At 56.4% G+C, this 13605-nt stretch carries 16 protein-coding genes; 14 read left to right on the plus strand and 2 right to left on the minus strand.

Translation table 11 applies throughout. The features are described 5' to 3' along the window. Positions 1-81 precede the first annotated feature (81 nt). From CBW65_RS17560 to CBW65_RS17580, 5 genes are all read left to right on the plus strand, one after another. Positions 82-993, plus strand: coding sequence for a PhzF family phenazine biosynthesis protein (locus tag CBW65_RS17560; protein ID WP_087457925.1), 912 nt, complete (start codon positions 82-84; stop codon positions 991-993). An 81-nt stretch (positions 994-1074) separates the two neighbouring features. Beyond that, positions 1075-1920, plus strand: coding sequence for an archaetidylserine decarboxylase (gene asd, locus CBW65_RS17565; protein ID WP_087457926.1), 846 nt, complete (start codon positions 1075-1077; stop codon positions 1918-1920). 107 nt (positions 1921-2027) lie between these two features. Then, a complete protein-coding gene (locus CBW65_RS17570) occupies positions 2028-2393 on the plus strand; it encodes a hypothetical protein (RefSeq protein ID WP_087457927.1) in 366 nt (121 codons plus the stop codon). A 59-nt stretch (positions 2394-2452) separates the two neighbouring features. Continuing rightward, positions 2453-2650 (plus strand): hypothetical protein, encoded by a 198-nt coding sequence (locus tag CBW65_RS17575; RefSeq protein WP_087457928.1) that lies wholly within the window; start codon positions 2453-2455, stop codon positions 2648-2650. Positions 2651-2670: 20 nt separating this feature from the next. Continuing rightward, entirely contained in the window at positions 2671-3333 is a 663-nt protein-coding gene (locus CBW65_RS17580) for a protein kinase family protein (protein WP_087457929.1), read from the plus strand. A gap of 27 nt (positions 3334-3360) precedes the next feature. Here the strand turns inward: CBW65_RS17580 and CBW65_RS17585 are convergent, their stop codons facing one another. Beyond that, complete coding sequence (locus tag CBW65_RS17585; RefSeq protein ID WP_087457930.1) at positions 3361-3729, minus strand: hypothetical protein; 369 nt, start codon at positions 3727-3729, stop codon at positions 3361-3363. A 304-nt stretch (positions 3730-4033) separates the two neighbouring features. Here CBW65_RS17585 and CBW65_RS17595 point away from each other — a divergent pair, with 304 nt between their 5' ends. The 9 genes from CBW65_RS17595 to CBW65_RS17635 all read left to right on the plus strand — a co-directional run bounded on the left by CBW65_RS17595 (position 4034) and on the right by CBW65_RS17635 (position 12639). After that, positions 4034-5701, plus strand: a complete 1668-nt coding sequence (locus tag CBW65_RS17595) for a DNA repair helicase XPB (RefSeq protein ID WP_087457932.1) — start codon at positions 4034-4036, stop codon at positions 5699-5701. Continuing rightward, on the plus strand, positions 5698-7284 hold the full coding sequence (locus CBW65_RS17600) for a helicase-associated domain-containing protein (RefSeq protein ID WP_087457933.1): 1587 nt from the start codon (positions 5698-5700) through the stop codon (positions 7282-7284). Before CBW65_RS17595 ends, CBW65_RS17600 begins: the two co-directional genes overlap by 4 nt. Positions 7285-7525: 241 nt before the next feature. Beyond that, the gene (locus CBW65_RS17605; protein WP_087457934.1) at positions 7526-8077 is read left to right on the plus strand and encodes a ReoY family proteolytic degradation factor; all 552 of its coding nucleotides are present in this window, start codon (positions 7526-7528) and stop codon (positions 8075-8077) included. A 69-nt stretch (positions 8078-8146) separates the two neighbouring features. Further along, on the plus strand, positions 8147-8860 hold the full coding sequence (locus CBW65_RS17610) for a creatininase family protein (RefSeq protein WP_087457935.1): 714 nt from the start codon (positions 8147-8149) through the stop codon (positions 8858-8860). Positions 8861-9100: 240 nt separating this feature from the next. Continuing rightward, complete coding sequence (locus tag CBW65_RS17615; RefSeq protein WP_087457936.1) at positions 9101-9649, plus strand: ubiquinol-cytochrome c reductase iron-sulfur subunit; 549 nt, start codon at positions 9101-9103, stop codon at positions 9647-9649. A gap of 29 nt (positions 9650-9678) precedes the next feature. Next, positions 9679-10350 carry a menaquinol-cytochrome c reductase cytochrome b subunit gene (gene qcrB / locus CBW65_RS17620; RefSeq protein ID WP_087457937.1) on the plus strand — a complete coding sequence of 224 codons (672 nt, stop codon included), beginning with the start codon at positions 9679-9681 and terminating at the stop codon, positions 10348-10350. A gap of 50 nt (positions 10351-10400) precedes the next feature. Next, positions 10401-11162: a menaquinol-cytochrome c reductase cytochrome b/c subunit gene (locus CBW65_RS25155; RefSeq protein WP_087457938.1), complete on the plus strand. Its 762-nt coding sequence runs from the start codon at positions 10401-10403 to the stop codon at positions 11160-11162. Between the two features lie 54 nt (positions 11163-11216). Next, complete coding sequence (locus CBW65_RS17630; protein ID WP_087457939.1) at positions 11217-11795, plus strand: DUF1405 domain-containing protein; 579 nt, start codon at positions 11217-11219, stop codon at positions 11793-11795. Positions 11796-11847: 52 nt separating this feature from the next. Then, positions 11848-12639 (plus strand): sporulation protein YpjB, encoded by a 792-nt coding sequence (locus CBW65_RS17635; RefSeq protein ID WP_157722025.1) that lies wholly within the window; start codon positions 11848-11850, stop codon positions 12637-12639. 32 nt (positions 12640-12671) lie between these two features. Here CBW65_RS17635 and CBW65_RS17640 read toward each other — a convergent pair whose 3' ends face one another. Further along, positions 12672-13520, minus strand: a complete 849-nt coding sequence (locus CBW65_RS17640; RefSeq protein WP_087457941.1) for a YitT family protein — start codon at positions 13518-13520, stop codon at positions 12672-12674. Positions 13521-13605: the final 85 nt, after the last annotated feature.

Consider the following 13605-nt stretch of genomic DNA (forward strand, 5'->3'; position numbering starts at 1 on the left):
CCGTGGGGTTTGGGAGGGGAACCGAAGAGAAAGGGCGAACATACAGGGTAAAGACGCAAGCTAAGTCAGGAGGAATTTACGATGACCACACAGGTACGCATCTATCAGATGGACGCCTTTACCCACATTCCGTTTGGCGGCAATCCGGCCGGAGTTGTCACAAATGCTGACGGCCTGACCCCCGAACAGATGCAGAAGATCGCCCGCGAGATGAACTGCTCGGAGACGGCGTTCGCCTGCTCGACCAGCACGCCAGGCGCCGATCTGCGCGTGCGCTTTTTCACGCCTACCGAAGAGATCGACCTCTGCGGGCATGCCACGATCTCGATCTTCGTGGCACTGGGGCTGGAGCAGCGCTTTGGCGCCGACCTGCCGATCACCTTGGTGCAGGAGACCAACGTCGGGCTGCTGCCGGTGATGTTGACCAAAAACAGCGACGGGATGATTCAAGCCTTGATGACGCAGGCCGCTCCGCAGTTCCGCGAATGCGACCTGTCCCGCCGGGATGCTGCCAAGCTGATCGGCCTCGAAGAAGCGGACATCGACCGCGACTTGCCGATCGGACTGGCCTACACCGGCGTCTGGGATCTGTTTATCCCGATCAAGACCCGTGAAGCTTTCGAGCGCATGCAGCCGGAGACGGCGCTGATCGCCGCGCACAACCGCGGGCTTGGCGTCACGTCGACGCACTGCTACTCGTTCGACACCGTCCATGAATCGTCGCATCTGCACACCCGCGATTTCTCGCCCGCCGTCGGCATCCCGGAAGATCCGGCGACCGGCACGGCGAACGGTGCGCTCGGCGCGTTTTTGCTGCGTCACGGCGTGCTGGTGCCGAAAGGTGAGCAGCTGCGCCTGACGGTGGAGCAGGGTTTTGAGATCGGTCGTCCGAGCTTTCTGACCGTCGAAGTGGACGGAGAGCCGAACTCGCCGCGCACGGTGCGGGTCGGCGGCACGGCGGTGCCGATTTTGCAGGGGACGATGACTTTCTAATGTTCTTTGACTAATCCAGTCCAAGATGAGTAAGATAGAAGCAATGAACTTTTTCATATTTTTTCATCTTGGGGGATTTAAATGTCAGACCGTTTGCAGTTGTTCCTGATGAATCTGCTTCCGAAAAACACGGTGTCGCGCCTGGCGGGCCGTTTTGCCGGCAGCAGCATAAGCCGCCTGTTTATCCCGATGTACATCAAAAAGTTCAACATCAACCTGCAGGAGGCGGAACAGGCTTGGGAGCAGTATCCGAGTCTGGTCGAGTTCTTCATCCGCCGCCTGAAGGCCGAAGCGCGTCCTGTCGACCCGGCGGCCGACAGCGTCGTTTCGCCGGTCGACGGCAAAGTCGCGCAGATGGGCCGTATCGAAGACGGCAATCTCGTGCAGGCCAAAGGCGTGCTGTTCACCGCTGCCGAACTGCTTGGCGGCGATGAGGAGCGGGCGAAGAAGTACCATGGCGGCACATTTTTGACCGTTTACCTGTCGCCGACCGACTACCACCGCATCCACATGCCGCTCGACGGGCAGGTCACCGCTTCGACCTATGTGCCGGGCACCCTGTTCCCGGTCAACCCGTTTGGCGTGCGTGCCGTGCAGGGCCTGTTTGCGAAAAATGAGCGGCTGATCACCTACTTCGACACGCCGGCTGGTGAAGTGGCGCTCGTCAAGGTCGGCGCGACGATCGTCGGCTCGGTCAAAGTCGAGTATGACGAGCGGTCGGGCACCAACATCAGAGGCGGGCGGCTGGAGCACCACGACCTGCCGGACGGCCCGTCCTACGGCAAAGGGGAAGAGGTCGCCCGCTTTGAATTCGGCTCGACGATCATCCTGCTCTTCGAACCGGGCCGGGTCGAGTTGAAGGAAGGCCTGCACCCAGAAGCGAGTGTGCGGATGGGAGAGCAGATCGGTCGCATTTTGTTAAAATAAGGAGTCGATGCCAGCATCGGCTCCTTCCTTTTTGTCATCAGAAGCTTTATGCTAAACATACACTCAAAAAATTACGTTTTTACCTACACTCGAAAGGAGAGAAGCCGATGAAGCAGTTTATTAACGTCAAGACGATGGACGGCGAACTCAAACGAACGGAGATCAGACGAGGCGTCGGGTTTCGACTGACGACCAAAGAGATGATTTTGCTGCGTGAAGATGTCTCCTATCACATCTATCTCGATGACATTCTCGGCGTCATCTCCCGTGAAGAAGACGAGACGGGCATCTATCAGGAAAAAGTCGGTGACACGAAGGTCGCGCACCATTTCGGGGCATCATCCTATAAGATTGTGGCAACAAAACTGCGCATGTACAACCGCAGCGGCATGGTGGAGCGCGGCTCGTCCACACTGTTTACACAGCTCTCCGCAGGTTTTTCCAAACAGCTGCTCGAGCTGTTGAACGCATAGACATCCGCCTGCATACGATATTTCAGATTTGCGAGTGAAACGCAACTGGAGGTATCGTCATGGCAGGGAAAAAAGCGGGCGCGAAAAAGAAAACGCTGGTCGACACGTCACAGCGGCAGCAGCAGATGGCGATCGTCACCGTCGACACGTGTCTGAAATGCCCCGCGGTCTGCACCCGCGGGGCCGCCTATATGGAGAAGATGTCAAAGCCGGGCTCAATCGGCTATGGCGTTCCTTGCATCCTGCGGCGCAAGTAAACTGGGAAGGGGGAGTCCTCATGATCGAAGACGTGCAAAAACATGTGGGGCAGGTCTGCGTGCGCTCCGTCAATCGGCGCGATCCGGTCGATGTGCGGGAACAGCCGGACAACTGGCGCTGCATCGGGGTCGGCAATTCGGCCGCCGTGTTTCAGCCCAAAGACCATCCGCAGACGGTGGTCAAGGTGTACGCCGACACACACGCCCACATCGCTTCTGAAGAAGCGGCCATCTACGAGCAGCTTGGGGATTCGCCTTATTTCCCGCATTATTACGGACGGGGAGCTAATTTTCTCGTCATCGAATACAAACAAGGCACCAATCTGTATGACTGCCTGCTGCAGGGAATTCGGATTCCCGAGCAGGTGATCCAAGACGTGGATGAAGCGATTCGGTATGCGCGTCGCTGCGGGCTGAACCCGGCCGACATCCATGTCAAAAATGTGCTGGTCCACAACGGCCGGGGCTATCTGGTCGACGTGTCCGACTACGGCAAAGCGGGCGAGTGCAGGCGCTGGGAGACCTTGAAAAAGGCCTACTACGACTACTACCTCGACCTTTACAAGCCGGGCCTGACCGTCCCGTCCTGGCTCTTGGAGACGATTCGCAAGTGGTACAAAGCAAATGAAGGCGAAGGCGACATCCTCGGGTTTGCCGAGCGGATCAAGCGGATGTTTTTCTGAGCCGCAATCATAAAAAAGTGGAGTCCGCTAATGTGCGTACTCCACTTTTTCTTCGGTCAAAAACTGCAAGGCGTCTTCTTGTCTGGTAAAGTAACCCCGCTCCTCCGGGTGGGCGGCCCGTTTGCGCAGCTCTTTCATCAGGTGGCTCAGTGAGCCGTAGTCGGACGAAAGATAGGCGCAGCGCTTCACGCCGTAGTCGAGCAGGAGGAGATGTTTGTCTGTCAGCATGCTCAAGTGTTCGGGATTAAGCTCGGACAGGTCGATCAGGACGGTAAAGCCTGGTCTGGTCAAAGGAAGCAAGCGTTCCAGACTGTTCGTAGCTTGGGTTGAGAGAATTTCGTCTGCCCGTTTGGCATAGATTCGATTGGCTTCAACATCGAGGCTGTATTGAACCATTCACATTTTCACTCCCCGTACAAAGTCTTAACCCTACGCCAAATTATATGATAGAAAAAACGTCCTGTATAGAGAATTTGCGTATAGAAATGAGAAAATTTCTACTCTTTGGCCCGGACACCAAGAACTACCTGCATCTGATCGGGCCAATTCGTGTTACAATACATCTTGTAACGGCTTACTTCTTACAACTCGAACAACCATTGAGACTCCGCATCGGTCAGGATCGCGGGGTTTTTTTTATGCCCAAAACGGAAAAACTATGGAGAGAATGGAAGGAGATGACAGTTTGTCCTCTTCAAAAATGATCCCCAGACCTTTGATCGTCCAATCGGACGGCACGCTCCTCGTGGAGACGGCGCATCCCGACTTCGAAGGAGTGCGCGATCAATTGTTAGGCTTTGCAGAGCTTTTGAAAAGTCCTGAGCATTTTCATACATACCGAATCAGCACGATCTCGCTGTGGCACGCCGCGGCGATGGGCCAGACCCCGGAGACGGTGCTTGGCGTCCTGCACGCAGAGAGCCGCTATCCGCTGCCGTTGTCCCTGCAGCAGATGGTGCTGACCGAGATGAACAAATACGGCTCGCTGACGCTGGTGCCGGGCGAGGGCTGTCACGTGCTGGAAGGCGAGCGCGATCTGCTCGAAGAGATCCGCCGGCTGCCGGAGCTGAAAGAGCACCTGACCGGCCGCAAGCGCACCGTCCTGCAGATCAAGGAAAACGCGCGCGGCGCCGTCAAGCGACTGCTCGCCAAACACGGCTATCCGGTCCGTGACCGCGTCGGCTATGTGGACGGTGATCTCCTGCCTTTGTCGCTGTTGACGAAGACCAGGGGCGGGCAAGCCTTCCTGCTCCGCCCGTACCAACTGGAGGCGGTGAACGCGTTTGCGGCAGGCGGTGTGGACGGCGGCAGCGGCGTGGTCGTGCTGCCCTGCGGCGCGGGGAAGACGGTGGTCGGGATCGCGGCGATCGCGAGGTTGCAGACGCACACCCTGATCTTGACGCCCAACATCCTCGCCGCCCGGCAATGGATCACCGAGCTGCTCGACAAGACCGACCTCGCGCCGGACGTCATCGGCGAATACACAGCGGAGAAGAAGGACATCAAGCCGATCACCGTCACCACCTACCAGATGCTCACCTACCGCAGCGGCAAGCGCTATCCGCACTTTGAACGGCTGAACAGCGTGCGTTGGGGCCTGATCGTCTATGACGAAGTGCATCTGCTGCCCGCGCCGATCTTCCGCTTGACCGCCGATGTGCAGAGCACGCGGCGATTGGGGCTGACGGCGACGTTGGTCCGTGAAGACGGAGCGGAGCATGACGTGTTTGCGATGATCGGCCCGAAAAAATATGAGGTGCCGTGGAAGCTGATGGAGTCGGGCGGCTATATCGCACCGACCGAGTGCTATGAGATCAATGTAGCGATGCCGCGCGACTGGCGCATTCGCTACACCTCGGCTGCACAGCGTCAGAAATACCGCATCGCTTCGCTCAACCCGGAAAAGTATGCTGTGATCCGCGCCTTGCTCGACAAGCACCGCGACGACCGGGTGCTGATCATCGGGCAGTATTTGGAGCAGCTCGATGAAGTGGGCGCTCTGTTCGGAGTGCCGGTGCTGACCGGCAAAACGAAGATGGCGGAACGGGAGCAGCTATTCCAACAATTTCGTGACGGTGAGCTCTCCGTGCTGATCGTCTCAAAAGTCGCCAATGTCGCGATCGACCTGCCGGACGCCAATGTGGCGATCCAGATCTCCGGCACGTTTGGCTCACGGCAGGAAGAGGCGCAGCGCATCGGACGGATCTTGCGCCCGAACAAGGACGGCAGCACGTCCTATTTTTACACGGTCGTCACCCGCGACACGGTCGACCGCGAGATGGCGAACCACCGCCAGCTGTTTTTGACCGAGCAAGGCTACACCTATCATGTTCTGAATGCTGAAGAGATTGGAGGGGCTGCACGATGAGGCTCAGTGAATGTTTAAACTCGTCCAGCGTCGACACGTTGCGCAAGATCGCAGAGAGCTATGAGTTCGACTGCTCGTTAAGCTCGAAAAACGCGCTGATGCAGGAGATCCTGACCCATTTTAACAACCGCAAATTTATCGAAACCGCCTTCTCAGCTCTGGAGGAGAACGCCTACAAAGAAGCGGTCTCCCAGCTGATGCTCGACCGGCGCGAGACGTTTTCCCGCGAAGACGTGCTGGCGATGGTGCAGCGCACAGGCGACACCGCAGGCGTTGACGGGCAGAAGCAGATGCAGCGCCTGCTGCAAGACGGCTGGCTGTATTGCCTGAACTCCAAAGGCGGGCGCCAGATCTACTACATACCGGACGACCTGCGCCGCACGATGCGCGAGTATCTCGCCGACAACCTCAAGCAGCGCGTCCGCATCGCCGAAAGCGCGCCGATCGTCTACCGCGATGAAAACATGGCCCTGCAGCGCGACTTGGCCCTGTTCCTGAATTTTGTCAGTAAAAACGACATCCGCATCACCAAAGACGGCACGATCATGAAACGGGCGCAGCAGCAGATCCTCGCCCTTTTTGAAATCAAAGAGGAGGCGCTCGGCAAAGTCTCCTGGCGATTTGGCTATGGACGCCGCTTTCACGATTATCCCGACCGCTTTGCCCTGATCTACGACTACTGCTTCAACCGCGGGCTGATCGAGGAGACGCAGGAAGGCGAACTGCTCGTCACCAAGCAGGCGGCAGAGTGGCTTTTGCAGTCCGAAAAGGAGCGCGCTGCCGACCTGTTCCGCTATTGGCGGCTGCTCTACCGCCGGCCGATCCCGCAGCTGAAGCTGTGCATCGCCACGCTGGCCCAGACGGCAAAGGGGGACTGGGTGCATGTCGCTTCGATGAACGAACTGCTCGCCCCCTATGTCGGCGATTATTATTATGAAAAAGCCGAGCTGGTCATGGAGCAGCGCATCTACCAGATGCTCGTCCACCAGGGTCTGCTCGCCCACGGGCAACTCGCCTGTGGCACGGCGGTGATCAAACTGACTCCGTTTGGGCGCGAATTTCTGCTCGATGAAGCGGTGGAGATCGAAGAAGAGCCGGAAGAGACGCAGGACCTGCGTTCGATGCCGGTGATCATCCAGCCGAATTTTGACCTGCTGGTGCCGTTGGAATCGTTTGAGCGCATCGCGTGGGAGCTGGAGGAGCTGACCGACCTGATCCGCGTCGATACGATGCGCGTGCACCGCCTGACCAAAAAAAGCGTGCTGCGCGCCTTTGATTTTGGCTGGACCTGTGAGACGGTGCTCGACTTCTTGCGCGAAGAGTCGGACGGGCTGGTGCCGGGCAATGTCGAGCGGATGATCGAGCAGTGGGCCGCCGAGTTTGGCCGGGTCAAGCTGTACCGTGCAGTCGTCGTCGAATGCAGCGACGAGGCGACCGCCAAGGACCTCAAGAGCCTCCCGGAGTTGAAGCCGCATGTAAGGCTGGAACTGACTCCGACCCACCTGCTGATCGCCGAGGCCGGGCTCCCGCTCGTGCAGGCGCAGCTGGCCAAGCTGGGCTACCCGGCCGAGCTGATCGAATAGAGTTGTCCGCTAAATAAATCCCGTACGGGCCTTGACAGGCCCGTTTTTTATTTCCTCCAATTCCCCCTTCACAGACAATCCTGTTAACCTATAGAATAGAAGCATAGGCAAACACACAAATTCCAAATTTGTTGCAGAAAAAAGGAAAACATCAGCGACCCAACGAATATAATACAGTAAGAAAATTCACAACATTCCGAATGAATCCGGTTGTGAAGACACAGTGAAGGAGGGAACGGCGATGGGAGAAGTCATTACGATTGCTGAAAAGAAAACGTTTATTAAGTGGTTTATCGAGAAGTACGACCTGCAAAACCGTGAAGCGGAGTGGCTTTTGCAATACGTTGCCTCGTCCGATCAGTTGCTTGAGCGCGTTCACTTCATTGATAACTTCCGCAACCTCCCCAAGACGATTTTGATCTCGACCAAGTGCGTGCAGATGACGCCTTTCAAATTTTACAAAAACAAGCGTGTGACGTCCGATGTGGAAAAGGCGTTTCTCGACATTCACAATAACCCAAGCGAAGACATCTATATCGGATTGTTCTTCAAAGACCGCACCACCTCCCCGGAATATGCTTCGGTTCTCGAGCAGAACCCGATGGATGATACAAAAGAAACGATCGACGCGCTCGTCTCGCTGCAGGCGGAACTGGTGCTCGATTACGCGCTGAAAACGTTCCGTGTGGACGCTCTGAAGCAAGAGATCGACAAGGCGCTGGATCGCGGCGACAAAAACATGTTCGTGGAATTGTCAACAAAACTTCGCGAAGAGATGGAACTGGGCACTTGAGCCCGGTTCTTTTTTTTGTACATAATAAAGAGAAGGATACTCCATACTGGAAAGGAGGGAGAGGTTACCATGAAACTGACACATGTACATATGAAAAACTTCGAAGAGTACAAGCCCTACATCGACACCCTGATCCTGCCCGTCGGCGCGATTGAAGCGCACGGCCCGCACGCCCCGCTTGGCACCGACATGCTGATTCCGCAGCTGATCGCCGAGTATATTGAAGGCAAGCTGTCCGGACGGGTCTGGACGGCGCCGGTGATCCCGTACGGACACTGCGCGGTGCTGGCCGATTTTCCGGGCACGATCGACGTGCCGAACCGCATCCTTGCCGATTATGTCCATGCGGTCGTCGCTTCTTTCTCCAGGTACGGCATCAAGCATGTCGTGCTGCTCAACGGCCACGGCGGCAACATCACGGCGCTGAACGAAACGGCGATGCGCCTGACGGAGCTTAACCTGCACGTGCTGGTCAGCAACTACTGGCTGGACTACCAGGCGGAGATTCGGGAAATCACGCCCGGCACCGGCCACGGCGGGGAAGATGAGACGTCGCTGGTGATGGTGGCAGCCAAAGGGGCGGTCGACCTCACGCTCGCGGGCAACCACGAGCTCGACGCACCGACCCGCGCCCGCTTCCCGGAGATGGGCAAGCGCCTGTACCCGAACGGGTACTCCGGCCATGCGGCTGCGGCCAGCGCCGAGAAGGGCGATCGGCTCTTGCAGCTGATCGGCGATCGCATTTTGCAGGAGATCACGCAGATGTGGGAGCTCAACTCGTAACTTTTTGTGACACTTTTTGCGGCGCTCTGATGTTTGACCCGCTGTGAAACGGGGAAAACATAAGGGAAAACCGTTGTCGGGGCGCCTTGAGAAAAGTTGCACATGCTTGCTTGACACTGTATAGAGCAGAATGTAAGATTGAAGCGAAGATAGTACGGGTCATTTTTCCCATACCAGGGTTAGGGTATGACAGCAAGATGACTGGCACGATTTTTTGTCAACGGTAGGGAGGTAAGAACAATGAGTGATCAAAAGAACCAGGGGAAAGAAGGACTCTCCCGCCGTCAGTTCCTCACTTATGCATTGGGGGGCACTGGCGCGTTTATGGCAGCTACGATTGCAGCGCCTTTGATTCCGTTCACCCTTGATCCGCTCACTCGCTCCGGCGCAGGCACTTTTGTCGACTCAGGCTTGAGTGAAGCTGATGTCAAAGCGGATCTGCCGCAGCTGATTGAGTTCAAAGTCCACCGCAAAGACGGCTGGATTGAAGAGAACGCGAAGTACACCGCTTGGGTGATCAAGGACGAGCAGGGCAAGATCCTGGCAATGTCCCCGGTCTGCACCCACTTGGGCTGCCAGGTAGCTGGCACGACCGACCCGAACGGAAACGCACAGCCGGCAGCAGACGGCAAATGGTGGTTCCATTGCCCGTGCCACGGCGGTCGTTACACCGTCACCGGCATCAATGACCCGACCAAACCGCCGACTCGTCCGCTCGACTTGTTTGAGACGAAGGTTGAAGGCGGCAAAGTAATGATCAGCTCCAAGCTGAACCAGCGTAAAGCGTAATTGACGTTGAAAGTAGGTGAGTAAGACAGATGTTGAAAAAAACATATGACTGGATTGACGAACGACTGGGCGTAACTCCGATCTGGCGCGACATCGCCGATCACGATGTCCCGGCTCACGTCAACCCGGCGAACAAGATGTCCGCGTTCGTCTACTGCTTCGGCGGCCTGACGTTCCTGATCATCGTCACGCAGATTCTGTCCGGTATGTTCCTCGCTATGTACTATGTGCCTGATATTGTAAACGCTTATCGCTCCGTACAATACATCACGGATGAAGTATTGCTTGGCAACATTGTCCGAGGGATGCACTTCTGGGGAGCGTCATTGGTCATTATCATGATGTTCCTGCACATGCTTCGCGTATTCTTCACCGGTTCGTACAAAGCTCCGCGCGAGCTGAACTGGGTTGTCGGCGTCCTGATTTTCTTCGTCGTCATCGGCTTCGGCTTCACCGGCTATCTCTTGCCGTGGGACCAAAAAGCTTACTGGGCGACCGCTGTAGGTGCTCAGATCGCAGAAACCGTTCCGTTCCTTGGTCCGTACATCAAGACCCTGCTGATCGGCGGCGACATCCTCGGCGCGCTGACCCTGACTCGCTTCTTTGCGATTCACGTGTTCTTCCTGCCGGCTGCTCTTCTCGGGCTGTTGGGCTTGCATTTCATCATGATCCGCAAACAAGGTATCGCCGGTCCTCTCTAAGATCGATGCGGGTTCAGCTCAACTGTTAACTGAGAAGGAGGTTAAAAAGAATGGCTCACGATCATTATCGCGACCGCATTCCTGGCACACCGCGCTTTAAAGAAAAAGACAAGAAGAAGCCGCTTGGAACGGAACCGTTCTTTCCAAACTTTCTTCTGAAAGAATGGATTGTAGGTTCGCTCTTCCTCGTTGCTTTTGTACTTTGGATTATTTTCAACCCGGTTCACCTGACCGATCCGGCCGATCCGAACCCGTCGGGCTTTATCCCGATGCCGGACTGGTACTTCCTGTTCCTTTACCAGTTGCTCAAGTACTTCCCGGGCGACATGGTATGGATGGGTACGGTTGTTGTGCCTGGCGTTGCTTCCACGCTGCTGATCATCGCTCCGTGGCTTGACAACAGCAAGGCGCGCCATCCGTTTAAGCGTCCGGTTGCGACCACCGCAATGACGCTGGCAGTTCTCTTGTGCATCTGGCTGACCTACGAAGCGGAAGTGCAGCACGAAGACGCGCTGGCACACGCTCCGAAGCCGGTGGACAAGTCGGAAATGCCGGTTGACACCGCACTCGTTGACGAAGGCGATGCAGGCGCGAAGCAGTTCCAAGCTTCCTGCGCAGGCTGCCACGGCACCGATTTGAAAGGTGTTGCAGGTCCGTACCTGCTTGGCGTTGGTAACAAGTACGATGCAGCACAACTCGAAGAGGTAATCACCAAAGGCTTCCCGCCGTTGATGCCTCCGGGCGGCGGTTTGACCGACAAGGCGAAAATCGCTGAAATTGCTACTTGGCTGTCCAAGCAAAAACAAAAATAATCGCATAAACCGACCCGGGCAACTGGGTCGGTTTTTTCGTAGGAGGTAGCCTCTGTGCTGCAAGTGATTCGCGCGCAGCTGATGAGCCGTCCGTTTTTGTGGCTCTTGTTCTTTTGCAACCTGCTTGGCACGATCTACGGCTTTTACTGGTATCGCTATCAGATCGAAGACACTGCCTGGTACTGGAACTTCTTTGTGCCGGACAGCCCGACGTCATCGGGCTTGTTTACGCTGGTCATCTTGCTGTGGCTGATCCGCAAATCGTCGCCGTTTTTGGAGATGCTGTCGATGGTGACGAACATCAAATACGGCATCTGGGCGTGCGGAGTTATTTTTACATACGGAATTGCCGATGGCGGGATTGAAGCGCAAAACTGGATGCTTGTCCTGTCGCACGGCGCGATGGCCGTCGAAGTTATCTTGTACAACTTTGCCTACAAGTTTGACTGGCGGTTGCTGTGGATCGGGGCGGTCTGGCTGCTCTTTAATGATTTTGTAGACTATGTGTACGGGATTCACCCGTATTTGCAAGATGAACGCTTTTATAGCGACGTGCAGTTTTGGACGCCGATGTTGAGCATTTTGACCTTGCTGCTCGTGGCGCTGCTGCGTCCCAAAGCTCGGACAAATTAGCATGTCTAATTTATTGCCTCCCCCCATATATTCGTGGTGGGAGGCGATTTTTATGTGTAGGCGTCTGGCTTGGCTGCTCGTCCTCTTCCTTACTGTCTTCTGTGTCACGCCCGCGCAGGCCGCAGAGTTGGTGAATCCGATCACTTTGTACCAGGAGTCGGTCAAGGTGGAGAACATGATCAAGCAAGGGGAGAGTCCGGGCAAAGTGTTGACCGCTTTGGAGACATTGTCTGACATGTATACGCGGCTCGATCCGCGCAACATTCATCAACGTGTGGAAGGGCAGCAGGCGGTCACCGCGGAGCTGATCGCGCTGAAGCAGATGTTTGCTGCCGTCAAGGGACCGGAGCAGGCGGTGGCGGAATACCGCATTCACCGGCTGTCGGTCGCGTTTGATTCGCTGGCCTATCCAACGTCTTCGACGTGGCTGCCGGTGGCGCGGTCGATGGAGAACAACCTTGACAAGCTGATTGAAACGGTGGCAAAAGGGGATCAAAAAGCGGCGCGCGCGACGATGAGCAAACTGCGTCAAGAGCGCGATGGGATCTGGCTGGCACTGCAATTGCACGGCCATCCGGCGGAGTTGAATGCACTGCAGTCGGCGCATCGTTATGTCGAGTCGCAGTTGGCGATGGAGCAAGTGGCCGACAAACAAGGCACGCTGGATGCGCTCGGGTCGTACAAGGCTTCGATTGGCAGCGTGACCTCACAAATTCACAAAGTTGAAGATCCGCCGTTTTTGCCGGTGCTGCACCTGACGCTCGATCCGATGATGTACGGTACGGCAGGCGCGATGATCCTAGCACTCTTTGGCTGGCGGATGTTTCGCAAAAAGAAAAACTAGGAATCCCTGGGACTCCTAGTTTTTCGCATGCTTTAGTTTTTGGCGTGTTTCAGGGGATTAAATCCTTCACCGAGCACATCGTGCACATCGTTGACGACGATGAATGACAGCGGGTCGATCTGGCGGCAGATCTCATTGACGCGGGTGATCTCCTCGCGGGAGACGACCACATACAAGACCTGCTTGTCGCGGCCGGTGTAGCCGCCGACACCGTTGAGCAGCGTTGTGCCGCGCTCCAGCTGGTCGTGGATCGCTTCGGCGATCAGGGTGCTCTGGTCGGAGATGATGAACATGGCGCGGGAGGTGGAGACCCCTTCGACGACCATGTCGATCACGCGGGCGGCGACAAAGAGGGCGACGAGCGAGTACATCGCGACCTCTTTCCCGATGATGAAGGCAACAAAGGCGATCACCACCACGTCGATCATAAACAAGGTGCGGCCCATGCTCCAGCCCCAGTAGTGGTTGACGAGGCGGGCGATGATGTCGGCGCCGCCGGTGGTGCCGCCGTAGCGGAAGATGATGCCAAGCCCGACCCCGGAGGCCACGCCGCCGTACAGGGAGGCGAGGAGCTTGTCTTCCACGCCCATCGAGAACCAGCCGATGGTTATTTCCGCAAACACGGAGACGGCAACGACGCCAAAGATCGTTTTCAGCAAAAATTCGCGGCCAAAACGCTTCCAGCCGATCAAAAACAGCGGGATGTTCAAGACGAGGAAGGTGAGGCCGACCGGAATTTTGAACAGATACAGCCCGAGGATCGAGATGCCGACAAAGCCGCCTTCTGCCAGGCCGTTCTGGATGATGAAGTTGTTCAGCCCAAAGGTGAACACAAAGGCACCGACTAAGATGCCGAAGTATTCAAGAATGTAACGTTGCAAGCCGGTTCCGCCTTTCTTTCGTATAGAAACTGAATGAGGTTGGTACTAGTGTACCTACAGCGGAATATTTGAACAAGGTGGTATG

Origin of the sequence: Tumebacillus avium (genome assembly GCF_002162355.1) — a bacterium.
GTDB lineage: Bacteria > Bacillota > Bacilli > Tumebacillales > Tumebacillaceae > Tumebacillus_A > Tumebacillus_A avium.